The sequence below is a fragment of the Devosia sp. P2_G7 genome (genome assembly GCF_056403495.1).
In genome coordinates, this window is record NZ_JBFUFI010000002.1 from 252,860 (window position 1) to 272,865 (window position 20,006).

General features: G+C 65.0%; 22 protein-coding genes. 12 read left to right on the plus strand and 10 right to left on the minus strand.

Translation table 11 applies throughout. The features are described from left to right. The first annotated feature begins 83 nt into the window (after positions 1–83). From AC1DWU_RS04385 to AC1DWU_RS04400, 4 genes are read left to right on the plus strand one after another with little or no spacing between them, the layout of a single operon-like run. Complete coding sequence (locus AC1DWU_RS04385; RefSeq protein ID WP_477148748.1) at positions 84–1,199, plus strand: ABC transporter permease; 1,116 nt, start codon at positions 84–86, stop codon at positions 1,197–1,199. Then, complete coding sequence (locus AC1DWU_RS04390; protein ID WP_477148749.1) at positions 1,196–2,062, plus strand: ATP-binding cassette domain-containing protein; 867 nt, start codon at positions 1,196–1,198, stop codon at positions 2,060–2,062. Before AC1DWU_RS04385 ends, AC1DWU_RS04390 begins: the two co-directional genes overlap by 4 nt. Beyond that, positions 2,059–3,108 carry an NAD(P)-dependent alcohol dehydrogenase gene (locus tag AC1DWU_RS04395; protein WP_477148750.1) on the plus strand — a complete coding sequence of 350 codons (1,050 nt, stop codon included), beginning with the start codon at positions 2,059–2,061 and terminating at the stop codon, positions 3,106–3,108. Before AC1DWU_RS04390 ends, AC1DWU_RS04395 begins: the two co-directional genes overlap by 4 nt. Position 3,109: 1 nt before the next feature. Continuing rightward, positions 3,110–3,892, plus strand: a complete 783-nt coding sequence (locus AC1DWU_RS04400; protein ID WP_477148751.1) for an SDR family NAD(P)-dependent oxidoreductase — start codon at positions 3,110–3,112, stop codon at positions 3,890–3,892. Between the two features lie 37 nt (positions 3,893–3,929). Here AC1DWU_RS04400 and AC1DWU_RS04405 read toward each other — a convergent pair whose 3' ends face one another. Then, on the minus strand, positions 3,930–4,190 hold the full coding sequence (locus AC1DWU_RS04405) for a GlsB/YeaQ/YmgE family stress response membrane protein (RefSeq protein ID WP_477148752.1): 261 nt from the start codon (positions 4,188–4,190) through the stop codon (positions 3,930–3,932). A 287-nt stretch (positions 4,191–4,477) separates the two neighbouring features. Beyond that, positions 4,478–5,908 carry an MFS transporter gene (locus AC1DWU_RS04410; protein ID WP_477148753.1) on the minus strand — a complete coding sequence of 477 codons (1,431 nt, stop codon included), beginning with the start codon at positions 5,906–5,908 and terminating at the stop codon, positions 4,478–4,480. A gap of 85 nt (positions 5,909–5,993) precedes the next feature. On the opposite strand from AC1DWU_RS04410, the gene soxR reads away from it, so the two are divergent. Together soxR and AC1DWU_RS04420 are read left to right on the plus strand one after the other, a co-directional pair. Next, positions 5,994–6,452 (plus strand): redox-sensitive transcriptional activator SoxR, encoded by a 459-nt coding sequence (soxR, locus tag AC1DWU_RS04415; RefSeq protein WP_477148754.1) that lies wholly within the window; start codon positions 5,994–5,996, stop codon positions 6,450–6,452. Between the two features lie 74 nt (positions 6,453–6,526). Then, positions 6,527–6,721: a DUF3008 family protein gene (locus AC1DWU_RS04420; RefSeq protein ID WP_477148755.1), complete on the plus strand. Its 195-nt coding sequence runs from the start codon at positions 6,527–6,529 to the stop codon at positions 6,719–6,721. Here the strand turns inward: AC1DWU_RS04420 and AC1DWU_RS04425 are convergent, their stop codons facing one another. Both AC1DWU_RS04425 and AC1DWU_RS04430 read right to left on the minus strand, forming a co-directional pair. Beyond that, complete coding sequence (locus AC1DWU_RS04425; RefSeq protein ID WP_477148756.1) at positions 6,722–7,210, minus strand: hypothetical protein; 489 nt, start codon at positions 7,208–7,210, stop codon at positions 6,722–6,724. It abuts the gene before it with no gap. A gap of 450 nt (positions 7,211–7,660) precedes the next feature. Continuing rightward, the gene (locus tag AC1DWU_RS04430) at positions 7,661–8,107 is read right to left on the minus strand and encodes a hypothetical protein (protein WP_477148757.1); all 447 of its coding nucleotides are present in this window, start codon (positions 8,105–8,107) and stop codon (positions 7,661–7,663) included. A gap of 267 nt (positions 8,108–8,374) precedes the next feature. Here AC1DWU_RS04430 and AC1DWU_RS04435 point away from each other — a divergent pair, with 267 nt between their 5' ends. Then, positions 8,375–10,123: a tetratricopeptide repeat protein gene (locus AC1DWU_RS04435; RefSeq protein ID WP_477148758.1), complete on the plus strand. Its 1,749-nt coding sequence runs from the start codon at positions 8,375–8,377 to the stop codon at positions 10,121–10,123. A gap of 31 nt (positions 10,124–10,154) precedes the next feature. After that, on the plus strand, positions 10,155–11,156 hold the full coding sequence (locus AC1DWU_RS04440; protein WP_477148759.1) for an acrylyl-CoA reductase family protein: 1,002 nt from the start codon (positions 10,155–10,157) through the stop codon (positions 11,154–11,156). A 3-nt stretch (positions 11,157–11,159) separates the two neighbouring features. Here AC1DWU_RS04440 and AC1DWU_RS04445 read toward each other — a convergent pair whose 3' ends face one another. The 4 genes from AC1DWU_RS04445 to AC1DWU_RS04460 are packed head-to-tail and all read right to left on the minus strand — an operon-like array spanning position 11,160 to position 15,178. Then, the gene (locus AC1DWU_RS04445; RefSeq protein ID WP_477148760.1) at positions 11,160–11,492 is read right to left on the minus strand and encodes an SMR family transporter; all 333 of its coding nucleotides are present in this window, start codon (positions 11,490–11,492) and stop codon (positions 11,160–11,162) included. Then, the gene (locus AC1DWU_RS04450) at positions 11,489–12,808 is read right to left on the minus strand and encodes a Mur ligase family protein (RefSeq protein WP_477148761.1); all 1,320 of its coding nucleotides are present in this window, start codon (positions 12,806–12,808) and stop codon (positions 11,489–11,491) included. The genes AC1DWU_RS04445 and AC1DWU_RS04450 overlap by 4 nt, the downstream gene beginning before the upstream one ends. After that, a complete protein-coding gene (locus AC1DWU_RS04455) occupies positions 12,798–14,126 on the minus strand; it encodes a MurL-like N-terminal domain-containing (RefSeq protein WP_477148762.1) in 1,329 nt (442 codons plus the stop codon). Before AC1DWU_RS04455 ends, AC1DWU_RS04450 begins: the two co-directional genes overlap by 11 nt. Before the next feature lie 2 nt (positions 14,127–14,128). Then, positions 14,129–15,178 carry a metallophosphoesterase family protein gene (locus tag AC1DWU_RS04460; RefSeq protein WP_477148763.1) on the minus strand — a complete coding sequence of 350 codons (1,050 nt, stop codon included), beginning with the start codon at positions 15,176–15,178 and terminating at the stop codon, positions 14,129–14,131. Between AC1DWU_RS04460 and AC1DWU_RS04465 the strand changes: the two genes are divergently transcribed. Then, complete coding sequence (locus AC1DWU_RS04465; RefSeq protein WP_477148764.1) at positions 15,108–15,581, plus strand: NUDIX domain-containing protein; 474 nt, start codon at positions 15,108–15,110, stop codon at positions 15,579–15,581. The two genes, AC1DWU_RS04460 and AC1DWU_RS04465, sit on opposite strands and share 71 nt — an antisense overlap. Before the next feature lie 102 nt (positions 15,582–15,683). On the opposite strand, the gene AC1DWU_RS04470 is transcribed toward AC1DWU_RS04465, so the two are convergent. Both AC1DWU_RS04470 and AC1DWU_RS04475 read right to left on the minus strand, forming a co-directional pair. Next, positions 15,684–16,223 (minus strand): c-type cytochrome, encoded by a 540-nt coding sequence (locus tag AC1DWU_RS04470; protein ID WP_477148765.1) that lies wholly within the window; start codon positions 16,221–16,223, stop codon positions 15,684–15,686. Positions 16,224–16,239: 16 nt separating this feature from the next. Next, entirely contained in the window at positions 16,240–17,316 is a 1,077-nt protein-coding gene (locus tag AC1DWU_RS04475) for a hypothetical protein (RefSeq protein WP_477148766.1), read from the minus strand. 382 nt (positions 17,317–17,698) lie between these two features. On the opposite strand from AC1DWU_RS04475, the gene AC1DWU_RS04480 reads away from it, so the two are divergent. From AC1DWU_RS04480 to AC1DWU_RS04490, 3 genes are all read left to right on the plus strand, one after another. Further along, the gene (locus tag AC1DWU_RS04480) at positions 17,699–18,472 is read left to right on the plus strand and encodes an amino acid ABC transporter substrate-binding protein (protein ID WP_477148767.1); all 774 of its coding nucleotides are present in this window, start codon (positions 17,699–17,701) and stop codon (positions 18,470–18,472) included. 79 nt (positions 18,473–18,551) lie between these two features. Further along, positions 18,552–19,232, plus strand: coding sequence for an amino acid ABC transporter permease (locus AC1DWU_RS04485; protein ID WP_477148768.1), 681 nt, complete (start codon positions 18,552–18,554; stop codon positions 19,230–19,232). Next, a complete protein-coding gene (locus tag AC1DWU_RS04490) occupies positions 19,229–19,999 on the plus strand; it encodes an amino acid ABC transporter ATP-binding protein (protein ID WP_477148769.1) in 771 nt (256 codons plus the stop codon). Before AC1DWU_RS04485 ends, AC1DWU_RS04490 begins: the two co-directional genes overlap by 4 nt. Positions 20,000–20,006: the final 7 nt, after the last annotated feature.

A 20,006-nucleotide genomic window follows, 5' to 3' on the forward strand; every position in this document is an offset into this window, starting at 1 on the left:
CGTCTAGCCTGACACCATCCGGCTCCCGCGTTCCACGCGGGGGCCGACTTCTGGTAGACATGTCCTAGGGGAGAGGGGACACGATGAGTGACGACGCCACCGGCTCGGCAACGGCTGAAACTGGCTTGAAGGGCGCCGCAACGGAGGTTGCGAGCTTCGAGGAAGACCGCAAGGGGATCATCCGGACCATCCAGGGGATATTGCACGAGTACCCCACGATGATTCCGCTGATCGTGCTCGTGGTCAGCAGCGTGATCTTCGCCATCGCGGCTCCCGGCAAATTCCTGTCGCCCCTGAACCTCTCGGTGGTGCTGCAGCAGGTGACCATCGTCGCCATCCTGGGCATGGCCCAGACGCTGGTGATCCTCACCGCCGGCATCGACCTGAGCGTCGGTCTTATCATGATCCTCTGTTCGGTGGTCATGGGCCGTACGGCCGTGGTGTTCGGTGTGCCGGTCTGGCTCGCCTTCCCGCTGGGCCTGCTCGCTGGCCTCGCCTGCGGCTACCTCAATGGCCTGTTGGTCACCATGCTACGGCTGCCGCCGTTCATCGTGACGCTGGGCACGTGGAGCATTTTCGGCGCGCTCAACACCTTCTATTCCAACAGCGAGACCATCCGGTCGCAGGACATGGAGGCGGCTGCGCCGTTCCTCCTGTGGCTCGGTAAGCTGTTCAAGCTCTACGATATCGGGCTGTTCTTCGGCCTCGACCTGCCCTGGCTGCGCGGCTGGGTGGTGACCTATGGCTCGATCCTGATGATCGTCGTGGCGATCATTCTCAGCTACATTCTGGGGCGCACCGCCTTTGGCCGGCATGTCTATGCGACCGGCGACGACCCTGATGCGGCGCGGCTGTCGGGTATCAATACCAACCGTGTGCTGCTGGCGGTCTATGCGCTCGCTGGACTCATCTGCTCCATCGCAGCGTGGGTCCTGATCGGCCGCATCGGCGGTGTCAGTCCACAGGCCGGGCAGACGGCCAACCTTGACTCGATCACCGCCGTGGTGATCGGCGGCACGAGTCTTTTCGGCGGGCGCGGCTCGATCGTGGGCACCCTGTTCGGTGCATTGATCGTGGGCGTGTTCCGCAACGGGCTGGCCCTCTCAGGCCTTGCCCTCCTATGGCAGGACTTCGCGGTCGGCGTGCTGATCATCGTCGCCGTTACCATCGACCAGTGGATCAGGAAGATTTCGGCATGAGCGACACGATCAGTATGGGTGGCGTGCCGTCCGGCAACGCTGGGGACATTGTTCTCGAGGGCAGGGGCCTCAACAAGCGCTATGGCCGCGTCGTGGCGCTCGACAACGCGGACTTCAACCTCCGCCGCAACGAGATCCTCGCGGTGATCGGCGACAACGGCGCGGGCAAGTCGACGCTGATCAAGGCGCTCTGCGGTGCCGTGATCCCCGACAGCGGCGAGATCCTGCTCGATGGCCAGCCGGTGCATTTCAAGTCGCCGATGGACGCGCGCAATGCCGGCATCGAGACGGTGTACCAGAACCTCGCGCTTTCGCCGGCTTTGTCGATCGCCGACAACATGTTCCTCGGGCGCGAGTTGCGGAAGCCTGGCTGGAGCGGGCAGTGGTTCCGGCGGCTTGATCGGTCTGGCATGGCCAAGATCGCGCGCGACAAGCTGAGCGAACTGGGTCTGCTCACCATTCAGAACATCCACCAGTCGGTCGAAACGCTGTCCGGCGGTCAACGCCAGGGCGTCGCGGTGGCGCGCGCCGCGGCGTTCGGCTCGCGCGTGGTGATTATGGACGAGCCCACGGCGGCGCTGGGCGTCAAGGAGAGCCGGCGGGTGCTGGAATTGATGCTCGATGTCAAACGCCGCGGCTTGCCGATCGTGCTTATCTCGCACAACATGCCGCATGTGTTCGAGGTGGCCGACCGGATCCATATTCACCGGCTCGGCAAGCGCATCGCGATCATCAACCCCAAGGAATTTTCGATGTCGGATGCCGTGGCGATCATGACCGGGGCGATGAAGCCGCCGGTCGAAGGCGCCACAGGTCCGACGCATCACTACAAAGTCGGCGAGGAAGTCTCTCAGGTCCAATGACTAAAATGCGCGCGCTCGTGCTCGAGAAGCAGCACGAACTGAAACTCCGTGACATCGATCTTCCGACCGACGTCGGCCCCGGGCAGGTGAAGATCAAGCTCCATACTGTGGGCGTCTGCGGCTCCGATGTGCACTACTACACCCACGGCAGGATCGGGCCGTTCGTAGTCAACGCACCGATGGTGCTCGGGCACGAGGCAGCGGGAACCATCGTCGAGGTCGGCGAACGGGTCACCAACCTCAAGGTCGGTGATCGCGTCTGCATGGAGCCGGGCGTTCCGGATCCTAACAGCAAGGCCTCGCGCCTGGGCATGTACAACATCGATCCGGCCGTGACCTTCTGGGCCACGCCGCCGATCCACGGTGTGCTGACGCCTTACGTGGTGCATCCGGCCAACTACACCTTCAAGCTGCCGGATAATGTGAGCTTTGCCGAAGGCGCGATGGTCGAGCCGTTTGCGGTGGGCATGCAGGCGGCGACCAAAGCCAAGATCACTCCCGGCGACACGGCGATCGTCATGGGCGCCGGCCCCATCGGCACCATGGTGGCGCTGGCGGCGCTGGCCGGCGGCTGCTCGCGGGTGATCATCACCGACCTGGCACAGCCCAAGCTCGATATCGCCGCCCAGTACCAGGGCATCATCCCGGTCAACGTCAGGGACCAGAACCTCCTCGCCGAGGTGAACCGCCTCACCGAGAACTGGGGCGCTGACGTGGTGTTCGAGTGCTCCGGCAGCCCGCGCGCCTGGCAGGGCATTGTCGACGTGGTCCGCCCGGGTGGCACTATCGTGGTGGTCGGCCTGCCGGTCGATCCAGTGAACTTCGACATCGCCTCGCTGTCGGTGAAGGAAATCACCATCGCCTCGGTGTTCCGCTACGCCCACCAATACGACCGCGCCATTGCGCTGATGGCCTCGGGCCGCGTGGACCTGAAGCCGCTGATCTCCGAGACGTTCAGCTTCGAGGACTCGATCAAGGCGTTCGACCGCGCGGTCGAGGGGCGGCCGACGGATGTGAAGCTGCAGATATTGATGGAAGACGCCTGACATGGATTTGGGGCTGACGGGCAGGCTTGCCGTCATCACCGGCGGTAGCGTCGGCATAGGCCTCGCCGTAGCGGAAGGCTTCGCCGCCGAGGGCGCCAACGTGCTGATCACGGCGCGTGGGTCGGAGCGGCTACACGCGGAGGCTTCACGGATCGGGATGAAGTACCGCGTCGAGGCACACGGCGTGGCCGCCGACGTGGCGACGGCCGAGGGCTGCGCCAAGGTGGTGACCGCTGCCGCGCAGCTCGGCGGCGCCGATATCCTCGTCAACAATGCCGGAACGGGCTCGAACGAAACCATCGCCGAAGCCGACGACGCCAAGTGGCAGTACTACTGGGATTTGCACGTCATGGCAGCGGTGCGGCTCGGCCGTGGGCTAGTGCCCCAGATGAAGGCCCAGGGCGGTGGCGCCATCCTCCATAACGCTTCAATCTGCGCGGTGCAGCCGCTGTGGTACGAGCCGATCTACAACACCACCAAAGCGGCGCTGATGATGTTTTCGAAGACCCTCGCCAACGAGGTGGTTGGCGACAATATCCGGGTGAACACCGTGAACCCCGGCCTGGTGCGGACCCCCGACTGGGTGAAAACCGCCAAGCAGCTCGCGGGCGAAGACGGGTTCGAGGCCCATTTGCAGAGCGTTGCGGACGAAGCGGGGGGCATGAAGCGCTTCGCTACCCCCGAGGAGATGGCGAACTTTTTCGTCTTCCTGTGCTCGAACAAGGCCAGCTACTCGACCGGCTCGACCTATTTCGTCGATGGCGGCTGGCTGAAGACGGTTTGAGCGCGAGGGGCGCCAATCGGCGCCCCTCGCGGAGATATTAGACCGTGCGCCGGCCGCGGAACGCGCGGACAATGGCGATGAGCAGGCAGGCGCCCACTACCGCGACGATCAACTGACCAATGATGCCGCCCATGGTGGCGCCGAAGATCAACATCAGGATGAAGTTACCGACGATTGCACCCACGATACCGAGGACGATGTTCATCAGCAGTCCCTGGTTCGTCTTCATGATCTTTTCGGCGATCCAACCGGCCAAAGCACCGATGACGATGCTGAGAATCCAACCAAGTCCTTCCATTCGAGCCTCCAAGAGATGCGATCCCGTCAGGGACCAGTCCCTATCGAACGTCATGGACGCCGCCAGGTTCCAAAAGGCTTTGAGTTACAAGAAGATGTGACCCGCCATGCAGGCTCCGCGGGTGGTGGAGCAATTGGTTTTCGCGGTGCCGGTCGATCACGCCCAGCGCGATGATCGCCGGCACCGCGAGTCCGACCGGAGGAGCAGGCAGCATCGCTCCGCCGGTCAGGATGGATGCCGCCGAGGAGGCGCCGGGCGCCAGTCGGCAGCAAATTCCGTCAGTCCGGCTATTCCGCCGGTTGTGGCACGGCCGCGATCCGCGCCTCCGTCCTCGCGATACTGAAGCCGATCGGCACCGCCGCAATCGCGACGATGATGAATAGGCCGTAGAGCCAGTTGGCCGCCGCGACGGGTGTCGGGCTCGCGCCGGCGAGGCCGGCGAGGTTGACGATCAAGCCGCCCAAGGCTGCGCCAAGGCCCGAGGCGAAGAGCTGGATGGTGCTCAGCGCCGCAGAGGTGACATCGTGCTCGCCATCCGGCGCGGCCTGCATCACGCGCGGCGTGAGCTGGGTCCAGGCGGTGCCGATGCCGACGCCCATGACCAGCAGCGACAGGCCGATCGGAACGATAGAGGCGAGGCTTCCCGACGGGTTCGCGTGACCAACGGACAGCGCCAGGCCAACCGCTGCGACAAGCACCAGCAATGGCCCGCCGGAGATCACGAGGCGCGCCCGGCCTTCCGTCCAGCCGGCGGTGAGCATCGAGCTCGAGCTCCAGCCAACCGCGACCAGCGCCACCATGTAGCCGGCAGCGAGCGGGCCCATGCCGTGTAGCGTCTGCAGGAACAGCGGAATGAAAATGTCGCTGGTGATCGCCATCTGCAGCAGCACCATGACGCCGAACAGCGAGGCGAGCAGCGTGCCGAAGCGGAAGGTCCCGGTCGGCAGAAGCTTCTGCGTGGCGCTCCGCTCGATCATCGCGAGCGCAATCAGCGCGAGGATCGCGACCACTGTCAGGCCGGCGGCCAGCATCACGTCGCCGGACACCGCGCCAGCGGTCGACAGTAGCAGCACCGCGACCACCATGAGGCCGATCTGGCGAACCGGCAGGCTGCTCATGCCCGCCTCGCTGCTCCTCGCCGGCACCACCTTGACCGCCAGCAGGCCGACCAGCCCCGCAAAGGGGACTAGGATGAAGAAGGCCCAACGCCAGATGCCGAGCTCGGCAAAGATCCCGCCAATGGACGGGCCGACCAGCGTGGAGATGCCCCAGATGGCGGAAGCCAGCGCGAAGGCCCGGGCCCACAGGTGCTGCGGGAACACCAGCCGGACCATCATGAAGGTGAGTGCCGCCAGCAGGCCGCCGCCAAAGCCCTGCAGCGCCCTGCCGAGCAGCAGCACCGGCATGGATGGCGCCAGTCCGCAGATCAGGCTGCCCAGGGCGAACATGCCCGTGGCGATCAGGTAGTTCTGCCTCGGGCCGAGCCCGAACGGCCGCACCGCGGCAAAGATCGAGGCGATGATCGAGGCGACGATGAACACCGTCGTCACCCAGGCGAACAGGTCGAGCCCGCCGATCTCGGCCACCACCGATGGCATCAGGGTCGAGCCGATATAGACTTCGATTGCGTTCATGCCGACGCCGCCGATAAACACGGTCACGGCGAGGGCCCGGCCATCCGCGAACAGGTCGCGCCAGCCGTTTTGAGTGGTCGTCATGATGTCGAATCCTGCTGGGCTGTTCAAATTGTCGGTGAGGCTTTACAACGTCAAGTTTAGTTGAGGTAAAGAGGTATTCTGCAGAATGTCGCGTGAACTAACGGTCGGCCAGGTGGCCGAGCGCAGCGGCCTTGCGGTGTCGGCGCTGCATTTCTACGAGAAGAAGGGGCTGATCCGCAGCCACCGCACCTCGGGTAACCAGCGGCGCTACGACCGCGACGTACTGCGGCGGCTGGCCATCATCCGCATGGGCACGGAGCTCGGCATTCCACTCAGCGAAGTGGCAGAGGCGCTGCAGCATGTGCCGGTGGGCCACATCCCTACGGCGGATGATTGGCGAGCCATGTCAGAGGTCTGGCACGAAAAGCTCGATAGGAGAATCGTGCTGATGACGCGCATGCGCGACGAGCTCAACGGCTGCATTGGCTGCGGGTGCCTGTCCACGATCAGTTGCCCGCTGATGAACCACGAGGACTATCTGAGCAAGGAAGGTACCGGACCGCGGCGCCTGATGCGCAAGGGCAGGGACACCTACGTGAGCTGACGGTACCGGCGCCCCACTAAGGAACGGAGCCTGCGAAGGATCGTTGATTCCTCATCCAACCGTAGGAGGAAACGATGCCCTCAACATCCAAGGCGCAACAGAAGGCGGCCGGCGCCGCCCTGTCGGCCAAGCGCGGCGACACCAAGGTGGGCGAACTCAAGGGCGCCTCGAAGTCGATGTACAAATCGATGAGCGAGAAGCAGCTAGAGGAGTTCGCCGAGACCAAGCGCAAGGGTCTGCCCGAACACAAGAAGGAAACCAGGCACTAGCTATTCGATAGCGGTAGGGGGCGCCGGCAGCTGCGGATCGGCGCCCTCGCCGAAGATCTGCTGGCCCTCATTGTCCCAGATGCGGACCACTTCGCAGCTCATGAGAAAATCCTTGGCGCACTCGGCCTTCACGATCGCCTCCAGGCTCGCCTGATCCTGCTGGTCGCAGACGAACTTGTGCCAGTGCGGGCCTTCATTGTGCTGCATGAAGATATCGGCGACCCAGCCGTGCGGATAGCACCAGAGGTTGGGGGCGCAGTCCTCTGGCCCCAGGCCGCTCTGCTGAACGCATTGGGCGACGGCGCAATCCATCGCGTCGGTGGCGAATGGACCGAAGCAGACGCCAAGCCCGGCTTCCGGCGCCTGCGACACGGCGATGCCGTTGAAGGCGGGCAGCACGAAGTTGTCCACGGCTTCCTCGTCCTGCGCAACCACAGGGGTGGCAAGCAGCCCGATCACGGCGGCCGCGAACATCGACATCTTGAGCATGAGGGCCTCCTGCAGGGGAGGCGGGACAGTGCGGTGATCCGCCCTTGGCGGTCAAGCGCGCGCTGGTCAGGCGAAGCGCGGTTGCGGTGGGAGAAGTGTCCGCAACCGCGCCTCTGCCTGCTGGCCCCAGAGGCCCGCCGCAACTGGGGTACACACCGAACGGGAAGGCGGGGCAGCGTCAGGAGGGGCGCGCCCCGTCTTTCCGTCGTATGGCGGCCGCCGCGTGAGGGAACGCGACGAGCCGCCGGTTGGGCCGGAGCTTGGGGTCTCCGGCCCGGAACCGCCCAGTTCGCCGCAGGGATATCGGCGGCCGGACGGTAGCTCAGTCATGGGACCCGTCGGGTCCCACCAGTCAGGATAGACGGGGAGCACATTTGGGAATGCAATCGGCAGTGGCCTGCCTCAATGCAACGCGCTCCCCGTCCGGCACGTAACCTGTGGACGCAGTGATTACGTGCCAACCGCATCGAGGTGCTGATTGCGCACCCAGAAACTGACGATGGCCGCCGCTTCGCGACGGTAGGAATTGACATCGGCGTGCCGCTCGAACACGGCGTCGGCGCCGGCAGAAAGGAGAGCCTCTCGCGGCTCGCGGTCGAGCGTCGGGGCAATGGCTGCAATCAGCAGCGAGCGCCCGTCGCGCATGCCGCGGAGCTTGGCGATAAAGTCCTGGGTGGCATTGGACGAGGCTTTGAGATCGACAATGACGAGACCCGGGATAACCGCCCGATCATCCTCGAGCAGTCGGTGGATCTCAGCGGCCGCCAAGGGTTCGCCGTTCAGCCAGCTCACGGAGGGCGCGCCATGGGCGAGCAGCATCCGGATCATCAGCCGGGCGGAATGTGAGTCGTCGTCGACCAGTGCCATGAAGGGCTGGCCGGTACCAAGAGCGTCCATGATGGTTCCTTGTTGCCGCGTTGCCGTGGCAATGGCCGAAAACTCGAAACGAAGACGGTATTTCGTCGCCGGCCCTGGAAGCGCTGGGGGGAGCCACGCTGCTTCCCCTCACCACCTCGAAACCACTCGAGGCTGACTGCACTGTGCTGCGACAAGCGGCGATATGATGGTTCGATGACACTCGCGATAGGCAAAGGCATGTAACAACGCCGTAACCCACCTTGCGATTAACATGTAAATCGCAGAGGTTACGGCAGGAGGTGCCGCGTGGGGGAACCATCGTCACAGACGATGCCGCCCAGAGCGGAGATCGAGGCGGCCCTGGAGCGGATCCAGGAGTGGCCTGGGCTGGCTCGTTCGCCGCAACTTGCTAGGTTTCTCAACTACATAGTGACCGCGCGGCTCGACGGGAACGAGGCCGGAATCAAGGCCTATTCCATCGCCGTGGACGTGCTGGGGCGGCCGCAGAGCTTCGATCCGCAGAGCGATCCGATCGTGCGCGTACAGGCGCGCCGTCTACGGGCGACGTTGGAAGAATATTATGCCGGCGACGGGGCGGCGGAGACCGTCAGATTTTACCTCCCCGTAGGACGTTACATCCCCGAATTCAGGCCGCCGGAAGACGAAGCAGCAAGGGCGCCGCGTGACTCGGTAGCGCCCGTTGGTCCTTCCGGGACAACCGTCCGAACGCGGGAACGGTCGTGGCTGGCGCGCCTCGACGACATCGTGTTGCTGGTCGTGCTGGTGTTCGTGGCGCTGGGTATCGCGGTAGTGATGACCCAGGTTTTGTTGCCTCGGCCAGTGCGAGTGGTCGTGCCGCAACCGCCTAGAGTGTCGGTCAGCGAGTTCACGTCTGTGGCAGCGGGTCAGGACCCAAGCGCGAGTGTCGCTGGCCTCGCGGTAGAACTGACGACGGACCTGGGCCTGTTCCCCTTCATCGATGCGGTATACCTGCAACGCACCGAAGAGACGGGCCAACAGGTGGACGGAGCCACCTTTGAGCTCTCGGGGATAGCTCGGACGGAAGGCAGCGAGATGCAGATCACCGCCAGCCTGAAGCGGGCTGGTTCGGATGCTGCGGTGTGGAGCATGACCCAGAAGATCCCGGCCGCCGAGTTCCCCACCAGCATCGATCGGCTGTCCCAGGCCTTTGCGGATCAACTCGGCGCGACGGATGGGCCGTTGCATGCCGATGCGATCCAATGGCTCGCCACCAATACCGAGTTGGCTGGTAACGAGACCGAGTACCTGTGTGGCCTGCTGTTCACGCGCTATCGCGAGAGCGGTCGGGCCGACGATGGGGAACGGGCTCGGCTCTGCGTGACCGGCCTGCTGCGCGCGCAGCCGAAATCCGCGGTAGCACTCGTGATGAACGGCACGCTGCTGTTCGACAGGGCCCTCAGGACGCAGCCTCCCAGCGGACAGGACCCCGAACCGATTGCCGAAGCAGGGCGGCAGATCGGCGAGGCGCTGAAGCTGGCGCCGACGTCGAGCCCGGTTTGGCGGGAGTACGCGTTCTTTCTCGAGGCGGTTGGCCGGCTTGGGGAGGCCGAGGCCGCCTATATTTCGGCGCTGCAGCTCAATCCGTCCAACCTCGATGCCTATGCCGGATACGCGCGGCTGCTGTCGTTGCGCGGCAAGTCGCAGAAGGGTGAAGCGATGGCAGCCGAAGCGCTGCGTCGCGCGCTGGTGCCGCCCTATTGGTATCACGAGGCCCCGGCGGTCAACGCGCTGCGCAACGGCGACAATGCCGAAGCGCTGCTGCAGTCGGAGGTACTGGCGGTAGGGGACGCCGAACTGGCTTCGGCCATCGCGGCGGTCGCTGCCTATCGGCTGGGCTCGGAGGATGTGCTCAACCGCTATATTGCGCAGTTGCTGGAAGTGACGCGGTTCCGTCGTTTCGGTATCCTGCCGGTGCTTCGCCAGCGGCTGGGCGATGCCGATCTGCGCGCCGAGATCGGCAATGCACTTGCCGCAGCGGGAATTGATCCGACTGCCCTTAACGGGCCTTATTGAACCGGCCAGATTTTGTAGTCTCGGAGTTCTCATGACTTTCCGCGCCCTTGTCACCGAACGGCTCCCCGACGGTGAATTGCGCAACAGCATCAATACACTGCCGGAAGAACAGCTGCCCCCAGGCGAGGTGCTGGTGGCGGTGGAATGGGCCGGACTGAACTACAAGGATGCGCTGTGCCTCACGGGACAGGCGGGGCTCGTGCGGAGCTATCCGCATGTTGCCGGCATCGACTTTGCCGGGCGAGTGATCGAGAGCAGCGACGTGCGCTATCACCCGGGGCAGGCGGTGATCCTCACCGGCTGGCGCGTCGGTGAACTGCACTGGGGCGGCTACGCGCAGCGGGCCCGGGTCAGCGCCGACTGGCTGGTGCCGTTGCCGAAGCGGTTTTCCACCCGCACCGCGATGATGATCGGCACCGCCGGCCTCGCAGCGATGCTGGCGATCAACCGACTGCAGGCCGAGGGGATCAGAGCCGGTGAGGGCGAGGTGCTGGTCACCGGGGCCGGCGGGGGGGTCGGCAGCATCTCGGTGCTGCTGCTCAGCCGGCTGGGCTATGATGTTGCGGCGCTCACAGGGCGGGCCGAGCTGGCCGAGCGGCTGACGCGGCTGGGCGCGACGCGGATCGTGTCGCGCGACGAGGTGCTGAAGCCGACCGGCAAAGTGCTCGACAAGGAAGCCTGGTCGGGGGCCGTCGATACCGTCGGCGGTCCGCTGCTTGGCGAACTGCTGAAGAAGGTGCGCTACGGTGGCACCGTGGCGGCGATCGGCAATGCCGGCGGGCGCAATTGGGATGCCAGCGTCATCCCTTTCATCCTACGCAACATTTCGCTCTGCGGAATCGATACGGTGATGCAACCGTTCGAGGCGCGGCGCTCGGCCTGGGACCGGCTGACGACGCTGTTCGTGCCAGCGGCGTTCGAGCCGATGCTCACCGAGGCGCGGCTCGAGGACCTGCCGGCACTGGCCGACCAGATGCTGAAGGGCGAGATCGCCGGACGGGTGATCGTCAATCCCCGCGACCCGCCGACCTGAGGGTCAGTGCACGGTCGACTTCGAGAACAGGTTGATGACGACGACGCCGGCCATGATCAGGCCCATGCCGACGATCGCCGGCAGATCCAACAACTGCTTGTAGATCAGCCACCCGGCGAGCGAGATCAGCACGATGCCGACGCCGGACCAGATGGCGTAGGCCACGCCGACTGGCATGGTTTTGAGCGTCAACGACAGGAAGTAGAACGCCACGACGTAGCCGGCGATCGAGATCACCGACGGCCAGAGCTGGGTAAAGCCGTCGGACGCCCGCAACGCGGTGGTGGCGATGACCTCAGCGACAATGGCGACGCCCAGGTAGAGGTAGGCGATCACGCCGCTGCCCCGAAATACTTGCCGGCGAGGCGGACGAAGGCGGCGCCGCGTTCCTCGAAATTCTTGAACACCTTGCCGGCGGTTTCGAGCTGGCCGTAGCTCGGGGCGCCGGGGGAGAGGATCACCGTCTCGAACTTGGCCTGCCGCCCTGCGAGAGCCTTAACCGCGTCTTCGAGCGTCCCGGCCTCAATGACCTCGATCTCGGGCGCGGCGGCATAGGTGAGCGTCGCCAGCCGGTCGCCTGTCACAGGCAGGCAGACCAGCACCGTGACTCCACGCGGACCCAGAAGCTGTGACAGCTCGGAGTAATCCTGGTGGCGCTCGTGGCCGCCGGCGATCAGCGCGATGCGGGTGCCCTCATAGGCGGCGAGGGCGGCCTTGGTGGCTTCCGGCGTCGTCGAGATCGAGTCGTTGACGAAGGTGGTGTCACCGACCCGATGCTCTTCGAGCCGGTGCGGCAGGGGCTCGAACTTGGCGATGCCGCGCACCACGCCCTCGAGATCGGCGCCGGCCTTCATGGCAATGGCAGCCGCCAGCAGCGCGTTGTTCAGATTGTGCTCGCCCTTGAGGCGGGAACGCGTCGCTGCCGAGGCTATGCGATCGTGGATGAACGGCGCGAGCGGCGGGATCAGCCGCTTGGGGTCGCGCAGCGCCTCCATCACCAGCGGATGCCCAAGGGCGCCGACGCCCAGTGCTACCGGGAACGGCGCGTCGCGGTCGATCAGGTTGAGCTTGTCCTGGTAGTAGCGCTCGACGCTGCGGTGCCAGTCAGTGTGCTCGGGCGAAAGGTTTGTAATTGCTGCGATATCCGGCGTGAACGCCATGTCGGCCGTCTGGTAGCTGGAGAGCTCGAACACCACGATCTGGTGCTTGTCGGCGATCTCCAATGGCGCCAGCCCGACATTGCCCGCAAGTCCTGCATCGAGGCCGGACTCGGTCAGCATCAGGTGCACCAGGGTGGCAGTCGTCGATTTACCCTTAGTGCCTGAAATTGCTATGACTTTCCGACCCTCGCGATAGGCCTCGCCCCACAGGTTGAGGTTCGAGGTGACGGCGATCCCGGCTTCACGCGCCATAGCGAAAACCGGCCGGTAACGCGATACGCCGGGGCTTTTGACGATGGTCGAAAACAGCCGGGATTCAATGGCTTGCGTCAGATCGGCCGGGGCAATGAAGGTCGCGTCGTCGATGTCGGCCTCGCCGCTGTCGACCGTCACGTACACCTTTGCTTGCGGGGACCTGGCCTTGATGAAAGCACGGGTGGAGCGGGCCTCGCGGCCGGCGCCGTAGAGCAGGACGGGTTCGTCAAAGCGCATGCGGGGCGACTCGCTCGAAGATGTCCTTCGGGATGAGGTGTTCTGGGCTATCGATCAGCAGTTCGGCAAGAGCATCTTCGAGCCGCTGGCTGCCATACTGAGTCAGCAGGTCCGGCTTGAGCATTGAAACGATTGGCTCATTTGCCCATTCCGGTAGCTTGGTGAGGGCCCAGAGGCAGGCCGCTGCTTCCTCGATTTCGCCAACGCACTCCCACGGTTTCTGCCCGGCGAGACCGGTGAGTTCGCGGAACGAGCGCTCGTGCGAGGGCTGGCTGAGGAGGTTCTGGCCAAAGATGCCGATGAGCCGCTGCTTGTCCATCACCGGGGCGAAGATCAGGAAGACGAAGTGGCACTTGGGGCATCTGCCGCACCAGAGCGGGCCGGTGTGGTCGGCCAGCTTGAAGTTCTCGTTGCAGCTCGAGAACACGTGGTCGAAGCGTTGGACTCGGCTGAAAAGTGCAGCGATCCGTGCCTCGGAGTACGGGCGAAGCAGGGAGAAGTAGCTCAAACTTCCGCCCGTAGCGTGCTCCAGCACCTTTGCGATGAGGTTTTCGAAGTCGAGCGACTTGGAATGCTGGTGGTTGGCCTCGCGGCCGTCGAACTCGACATTGCCTTCGCTCGCAGAGCGCTCGTTGGAGAGCACGATGCGATTGTAGGAAAAGAGCAGGGCGGTGAGCGCCGCGATCATCGAGTTGATGGCGGTCGAGGGAACGTGCCCGTTGTAGTAGCCGGGCTCCTTGCCGAGCCGGATCATCTCGGGATCGAGCGTCCTCGTGACGTAGAGGGGTGGGCGGCCGATCTTGTCCACCGAGCCGATGATCGGGCCCTTGGGGTTGACGGCGAACGGGGTGAAATCGACATTCGCGGCCTCCAGCAGCTGCAGGCTGACCAGCGAATCCTTGCCGCCACCGATCGGCAGCAGGGCGCGATCGTCGAGCACCGGCGGCACGAAGTCCGCGCGGGTGTCTTCTTCCGCCTCGATATGGATCAGGCCGAAGCGCTTGAGGTCGTTGCGCGCGTAGAACTCGCCGAGGCCGTTCTCGTAGACATCCAGCGCGAAGCCTCGCTCGCGCGTGGTGAGCGGAAAGGCGACGCGAATGAGGTAGGGGGCGCGCAGCTTGTAGTAGCTGACACCCAGCACGAGGGCGGCGAGGTCGAGGAGCTTGCCGAACGAGGAGGTTTCGGCCGCCGTCGGGTCGCTGATGGCGGGGAACCTCAAGATTTCGGTAAAGGCCAGGTCGCCAACGGCATAGCCGAAGGTGGCGACGCCCGTCGTCGCGTCGAAGGCGGGGCGATCGATGGTGAAGGCTTCGGTCACGATCAGTAGATCCTGAGGCTCAATCTCAGCACAATATCGGTCGAGAGGCGCTGAAAGCCAAATTCGCGCAAGGTGCACTGCCAGGCGGTGCCGAGGCGCTGGATCGAGAACAGGTTGTAGCGGGCGGGGTCGTGCCCGCCGGTTTCCCCCTGGGCCGCGCCGGCCGCTGCTACCCCGACCACCGGGACGTCGCCGTGCGGGCCAGGGATGGCAAAGATCGAGGACTGATGGGTGTGGCCATGCAATACCAGTTCGGCGCCCTGTTCGGCGATGACGCGGCGGAACGCCTTGGCGCCATAGAGCCCGAGACGCGGGTGGGCCTGTTCCTGGTTGGGCGGATGGTGGATCAGGATGACGCGGAAATAGCCGCCGTCGCCGAGCAGCTTGAGGCAGCGGGCCAGGCGTGCCGCCTGGTCCTCCTCGAAGCGGCCCGACGCCATCCAGGGAGCGGTGGGCACGGCGCTGTTGCAGGAGACGACGGCAACGTCGCCGACGCGGCGGACGAACGGGAAGGCATTGTCGTCGACGGTCTCGCCCATGACGTACCCGTCCCAGCGATCGATCGCCTTCTGCAACTGGCCCTTGAGGTAGGCGTCGTGGTTGCCGGGAGAGACGCAGACCTGCTCGGGCGGGCCGACTGTCTCTAGCCAGTTGTAGGCAGTGTTGATCTCGGCATCGAGCGCCAGGTTGACCAGATCGCCGGTGACGGCGGTGAAATCCGGGTTCTGCTCCCGCATGTGGCGGACGAGCTTGGTCAGATTGTCGCCGGAGAGCGTATGCTCGCGCTTGATCTTCCAGTTGAGGAAGCCGGTGATCCGCTTGTTCATGAGGTCGCGCGCCCGGACGGGCGGGAGCGGGGCCAGGTGAACGTCGGATAGGTGGGCAAGAGTAATCATTGCCGGGCGTAATGCCATGCGGCGCGCGGCAAGAAAATGCCCTAAATGGCGCCGTGGCCAATTGAAGGTTAGCGGGAGGACCACCATGAAGATGAGCCGCTGGCAGCGGGTACGGACGTCCGCGCACCTATTTGTGGTCGGCGTGCGAAGGCGCATGGTGCTCGGCGCCCGCGCCGCATTGTTGGATGGCGACAGGGTGCTGCTGCTGCGGCACACCTACATGCCGGGCTGGCACTTCCCCGGGGGCGGGGTTGAGCCGGGCGAGACTGCGGAGGAAGCGGCGCGCCGCGAGGCCGAGGAAGAAACCGGGCTTCGGGTCGAAGGGCCGATGACGCTGCTGGGCCTGTACCTGCAGAAGCACGAGGCGACCAATCGCGATCATGTGGCGGTGTATGTGGGCCGGGCGTTTCGGCAGGTGAAGCCGTTCAGTCCCAACGGTGAGATAGCCGAGATCGGCTGGTTCGCCTTCGACGCGCTGCCTGAGGAGACGCAGCCGGGAACGGCGCGCCGCGTTGCGGAGATCGCGGCCGGAACGAAGGATGTGCCCGCACTTTGGTGAGCGCGAGTTCGTGCAGGCTCGAGTCGCTACAGTGGGTCTGGTCCGGCGCTGGCACTCCGGTCGCGCGATGTCGCGCATCGCGCCACCGGAGCCGCTTGTGCGCTACTGCGTCGGCGGAAGTGGAGCGGGCACCTTGTTGTTGATCGGCGGGACCTGCCGGAGATAGGCGAAGATCGCCTTGAGGTCGTCATCGTTCAGGTGGCCGAAGGGCGGCCAGGGCATTGGCGGCAGGATGGCCCGTCCCTGTCCCTGCTTGCGACCCGTGCGCATCATCTGGATGAACTGGGCTTCGGTGTAATCGCGCAGGACACCGGTTTCCGGGTCGGAGGTCAGGTTGGCCGTGAAGCTTACGCCCCATGGTCCGGAGTGGGCGGTGTTCGTTGCCGAACTCGCCCCCATCCAGGGATCGGACAAGGCCGCAGGGGCGCTTATCACGATGTCCTGCGGGTGGCCGGAGAGGGCCCTGGTCATATCGGGTTCCGGGCCGTTCGGCCCCATCTTGAACGGCGTGTGGCAATCGTGACACCCCATGGCGTTCACGAGATACTCGCCACGCTTCACGAGGTCCGGGTTGGCGGCGTCCTGGGCGACAGCCGCTCCCATCATAGGCAACAGGATTACAAGTCCGAACAAGCACTTCATCGTTGGTCCTCCCTGGTTATCGGCCGTCATCGGCCCCAAGCTCCATGATCCATTTTCTCACCACCGCCACCGCTTCATCGTCGACCAGCGCAGTGCCCAGTGGCGGCATCTGCAGCGCCGGGTAGCGAGACGACACGCGCTCGAACAGCGCGCTGCGTTCCGGGTGACCGGGATCGATGCGCAAGAGCGCATCGGCCGATTGGCCCGGCGCGCTTTTCTTGACCGGCTGCCGCACCGTGGTTTCGACGGCGGCCTGCTTCCCGACCAGCAGCTCCTGGCGCAGGAACAGGCCCAGGTTGGCGAGTTGTGCCCGGCTGTTGTGGCAATGGCCGCAATTGCCGTGGAGGTAGCCCAGCACCAACCGCTCGGTTTCGGTAGCCGCCTTGATGACCGGAGCGCGTGAGGGCCAGCGCTCGTAGCCGTCGATCAGCCGGTTGCCGATGAGGTAATCGAGGGTTACGCCTGGCACGCTGCTGGTCCCGGCGTGCAGGGCGTGCGGATCGCGGGCCGGCGACAGCTGCAAGGTGCTGAACCCGAGCACCTCGGCTGGTCCGCCCTGGTGGCATACCTTGCAATCGGTGGTGCCCGGAATGGCGTGAAAGCGGCCGTGGCCGAGGGCGAAGGCGTTGCGATAGCCCCTCTCGTCGGCGAGCACCGCCTCACGCCCGTCGGGCGTCCATTCATAGGCCGCGTAGAGCCACTGGCCAGTGGGCAGCAGCTCCATGTAGCGGGTTTCGATCCGGCGGCCACCGAAGGAGAATTCCTTCCAGAATCGCGTGCCCGCCGCGAACTTCCAGGCGTCAGGGTCGGATCCGTCGATCGTGGTGCCCGGCGGCAGCCGGACCCATCGGTTCTTGGTCGCGCCATCAGTCCATAGCGGGTACTGGGGCGAGAAGGGCAGGTTGCGCGGATCGACGACCAGATCGCTCGCGTCGGCGTAAAGCCCGGTCTCGGACAGCAGTCGCGGCGGAACGCCGGGGGGCGTATTCGACGACGCCTCTGCTCCAACGAACAAGACGGCACAAATTACGGCGACGGTCGCCAGAATTCGGCGACGAGAGAAAGCAGGTGCACTGGAGATGTGCCTCGCCATTCTGTTGTTCCGCTCCAAACCGGTGCGAACTGGGCTGGCCGGGCCCACATTTACTGGACGATCTGCTCGTCACAAGGGGCAAAGGTAGCAGGTATGAACTGAGGGCGCCACGCGATGGGCGCGATTGTGATCGATGCCAGCCGGCGCGGGGCCTGGCTCATCTCCGACGATCGACGGAATGGATCGTATCCATCCCGACCGGCGTTCCTGCAATTGTCGTCTACTGCGGGGGAGAGGTGGAGTTGTCCGTATCGCGGCGACACCGGGCTAGTAAAAGATTCTACCAGCTAGTTGATGCGCTCAGGCGGAAGGGGCAGTTTTCGCGGCCCGAACGCCGGTTTGCTGCTCCTACCGCACAAGCTGGCCAACAAGGAGAACAAGAATGAAGATCTCAAAGTGGCTGGCCGCGATCGGCCTCGTGCAGCTGGCGCTGGCAACACCGGTGCTCGCGCAGTCGGCGCTCGACCAGATCAAGCAGGCCGGTGCGCTCCGGATCGGCACCGAGGGCACCTATGCACCCTTCACCTTCCATGACAGCACCGGCGCGCTGGTCGGCTTCGACGTCGAGATCGGACAGCAGATCGCCGAGCGTCTCGGGGTGAAGGCCGAGTTCGTCGAGGGGCCATGGGACGGGCTGATCGCCGGGATCGACGCGAACCGCTACGACGTGGTGATCAACCAGGTCGGCATCAACGACGAGCGCAAGGCGAAATACGATTTCTCCGAGCCGTACATCGCCTCCAAGGCTGCTCTCCTCGTCAAGGGCGACAATACGGACATCAAGGCCTTCGAGGACCTCTCCGGCAAGCGCGCCGCGCAGACCCTGACCAGCAATTTCGGCAAGCTCGCGCAGAAGTACGGCGCCGAGATCGTGCCCACCGAAGGCTTCGACCAGTCGATCACCCTCGTGCTGCAGGGCCGGGCCGATGCGACGATCAATGACAGCCTGTCGTTCTTCGATTTCAAGAAGCAGAAGCCGGACGCCGACGTGAAGATCGCCGCCACCCAGCCCGAGGCCGATTTCTCCGGCGTGCTGCTCGCCAAAGGCAAGCCGGAGCTGCTCGCTGCGATCAACGAGGCGCTCAAGGCGATCAAGGACGACGGCACCTACGCCGAGATCTCGCAGAAGTACTTCGGCGCCGACGTTTCGCAGTAACGCCGCCTCACTGGACTAACCGCGTGGATCGGCCGAAGCTTCGGCCGATCCTTTTTCATGGCCGACGGAACCCCGCCCCATGCCGCACTGGCTTTCTCTGATGATCGAGTCTCTGCCCTCGCTGTTATGGGCGTGCGTGCTGTTCACGGTGCCGCTGACGGTGCTTTCCTTCGCGCTCGGCCTGGGGCTCGGATTTGTCGCGGCTCTCGCGCGGCTGTTCGCTCCCGCTCCCCTCGCCATGCTGGTGCGGTTCTACGTCTGGATCATCCGCGGTACACCGCTGCTGGTGCAACTCTTCCTGATCTTTTACGGGCTGCCCAGCGTCGGCATCGTGCTCGACGCATTCCCGGCGGCGCTCATCGGCTTCACCCTCAATGTCGGCGCCTACACCTCCGAGATCATTCGAGCGGTGCTCTCGTCGGTGCAGAAGGGGCAATGGGAGGCCGCATACTCGATCGGCATGACCTGGGCGCAGGCGATGCGCCGCATCATCCTGCCGCAGGCCGGCCGCGTGGCCGTGCCGCCGCTCTCCAACACCTTCATTTCGCTGGTCAAGGACACCTCGCTCGCCGCGGCCATCACGGTGCCCGAGCTGTTCAGGGCAGGGCAGCGGATCGTCGCCACCACCTATGAACCGCTGATCCTCTACGTGCAGGTGGCGCTGATCTACCTGGTCGTCAGCTCCGTGCTCTCCGCCCTCCAGACGCGGGTCGAGAAGCGGCTTTCCCGCTACGGCGGGTACATCGAGGCCGCGTCATGATCGCGCTCGAGAACATCGAGAAGAGCTTCGATGCGCTGCAGGTCCTCAAGCGCGTGAGCGTCAAGGTTCCCGAGGGCAATGTCACCGCGCTGATCGGTCCATCGGGCAGCGGCAAGAGCACGCTGCTGCGCTGCGTCAACCTGCTGGAGCGACCGCAATCGGGCCGGGTGGAGATCGACGATGCAGTGATCGAGTTCTCGGCTGCGGCAAAGCCGACCCGCCACGCGGTACTGAAGTTGCGCCGCAAGACCGGCATGGTGTTCCAGAACTTCCAGCTCTTTCCGCACCTGACGGCGCTGGAGAACGTGATGGAGAGCCTCGTCACCGTGCTGAAATGGCCGCGGGGCAGGGCCGAGGAGCGGGCGAGGGAACTGCTGGACAAGGTGGGAATGTCGGCCAAGGCCGACGCCTGGCCCGCCAACCTCTCCGGCGGGCAACAGCAGCGCGTCGCCATTGCCCGCGCGCTGGCGCCGGCTCCAAAGGTCCTGCTGTGCGATGAGCCGACTTCGGCACTCGATCCTGAGCTCGCGACGGAAGTCGTCGAGGTGCTGGCCAAGCTGGCGTCCGAAGGCACGACGATGCTGATGGCAACCCATGACCTGCGGCTGGCATCGACGATCGCCACCGACGTGGTGTTCCTCGATCACGGCGAGGTGGTCGAAGCCGGCCCGGCGCGGCAGGTGTTCGGTTCTCCCTCGCGGGAGCGCACCAAGCGCTTCGTCTCGAACCTTTCGGGCAACGGCGCCCATTCGATGCCGGGCGTCTAGCAGCGCC

What these genes read in the sequence shown, in the direction of transcription:
- AC1DWU_RS04385 (WP_477148748.1), top strand. Translation starts at nt 84, where the DNA reads ATGAGTGACGACGCCACCGGCTCGGCAACGGCTGAAACTGGCTTGAAG.
- AC1DWU_RS04390 (WP_477148749.1), top strand. Translation starts at nt 1,196, where the DNA reads ATGAGCGACACGATCAGTATGGGTGGCGTGCCGTCCGGCAACGCTGGG.
- AC1DWU_RS04395 (WP_477148750.1), top strand. Translation starts at nt 2,059, where the DNA reads ATGACTAAAATGCGCGCGCTCGTGCTCGAGAAGCAGCACGAACTGAAA.
- AC1DWU_RS04400 (WP_477148751.1), top strand. Translation starts at nt 3,110, where the DNA reads ATGGATTTGGGGCTGACGGGCAGGCTTGCCGTCATCACCGGCGGTAGC.
- AC1DWU_RS04405 (WP_477148752.1), bottom strand. Translation starts at nt 4,190, where the DNA reads ATGGAAGGACTTGGTTGGATTCTCAGCATCGTCATCGGTGCTTTGGCC.
- AC1DWU_RS04410 (WP_477148753.1), bottom strand. Translation starts at nt 5,908, where the DNA reads ATGACGACCACTCAAAACGGCTGGCGCGACCTGTTCGCGGATGGCCGG.
- soxR (WP_477148754.1), top strand. Translation starts at nt 5,994, where the DNA reads ATGTCGCGTGAACTAACGGTCGGCCAGGTGGCCGAGCGCAGCGGCCTT.
- AC1DWU_RS04420 (WP_477148755.1), top strand. Translation starts at nt 6,527, where the DNA reads ATGCCCTCAACATCCAAGGCGCAACAGAAGGCGGCCGGCGCCGCCCTG.
- AC1DWU_RS04425 (WP_477148756.1), bottom strand. Translation starts at nt 7,210, where the DNA reads ATGCTCAAGATGTCGATGTTCGCGGCCGCCGTGATCGGGCTGCTTGCC.
- AC1DWU_RS04430 (WP_477148757.1), bottom strand. Translation starts at nt 8,107, where the DNA reads ATGGACGCTCTTGGTACCGGCCAGCCCTTCATGGCACTGGTCGACGAC.
- AC1DWU_RS04440 (WP_477148759.1), top strand. Translation starts at nt 10,155, where the DNA reads ATGACTTTCCGCGCCCTTGTCACCGAACGGCTCCCCGACGGTGAATTG.
- AC1DWU_RS04450 (WP_477148761.1), bottom strand. Translation starts at nt 12,808, where the DNA reads ATGCGCTTTGACGAACCCGTCCTGCTCTACGGCGCCGGCCGCGAGGCC.
- AC1DWU_RS04465 (WP_477148764.1), top strand. Translation starts at nt 15,108, where the DNA reads ATGAAGATGAGCCGCTGGCAGCGGGTACGGACGTCCGCGCACCTATTT.
- AC1DWU_RS04460 (WP_477148763.1), bottom strand. Translation starts at nt 15,178, where the DNA reads ATGCGCCTTCGCACGCCGACCACAAATAGGTGCGCGGACGTCCGTACC.
- AC1DWU_RS04470 (WP_477148765.1), bottom strand. Translation starts at nt 16,223, where the DNA reads ATGAAGTGCTTGTTCGGACTTGTAATCCTGTTGCCTATGATGGGAGCG.
- AC1DWU_RS04475 (WP_477148766.1), bottom strand. Translation starts at nt 17,316, where the DNA reads ATGGCGAGGCACATCTCCAGTGCACCTGCTTTCTCTCGTCGCCGAATT.
- AC1DWU_RS04480 (WP_477148767.1), top strand. Translation starts at nt 17,699, where the DNA reads ATGAAGATCTCAAAGTGGCTGGCCGCGATCGGCCTCGTGCAGCTGGCG.
- AC1DWU_RS04485 (WP_477148768.1), top strand. Translation starts at nt 18,552, where the DNA reads ATGCCGCACTGGCTTTCTCTGATGATCGAGTCTCTGCCCTCGCTGTTA.
- AC1DWU_RS04490 (WP_477148769.1), top strand. Translation starts at nt 19,229, where the DNA reads ATGATCGCGCTCGAGAACATCGAGAAGAGCTTCGATGCGCTGCAGGTC.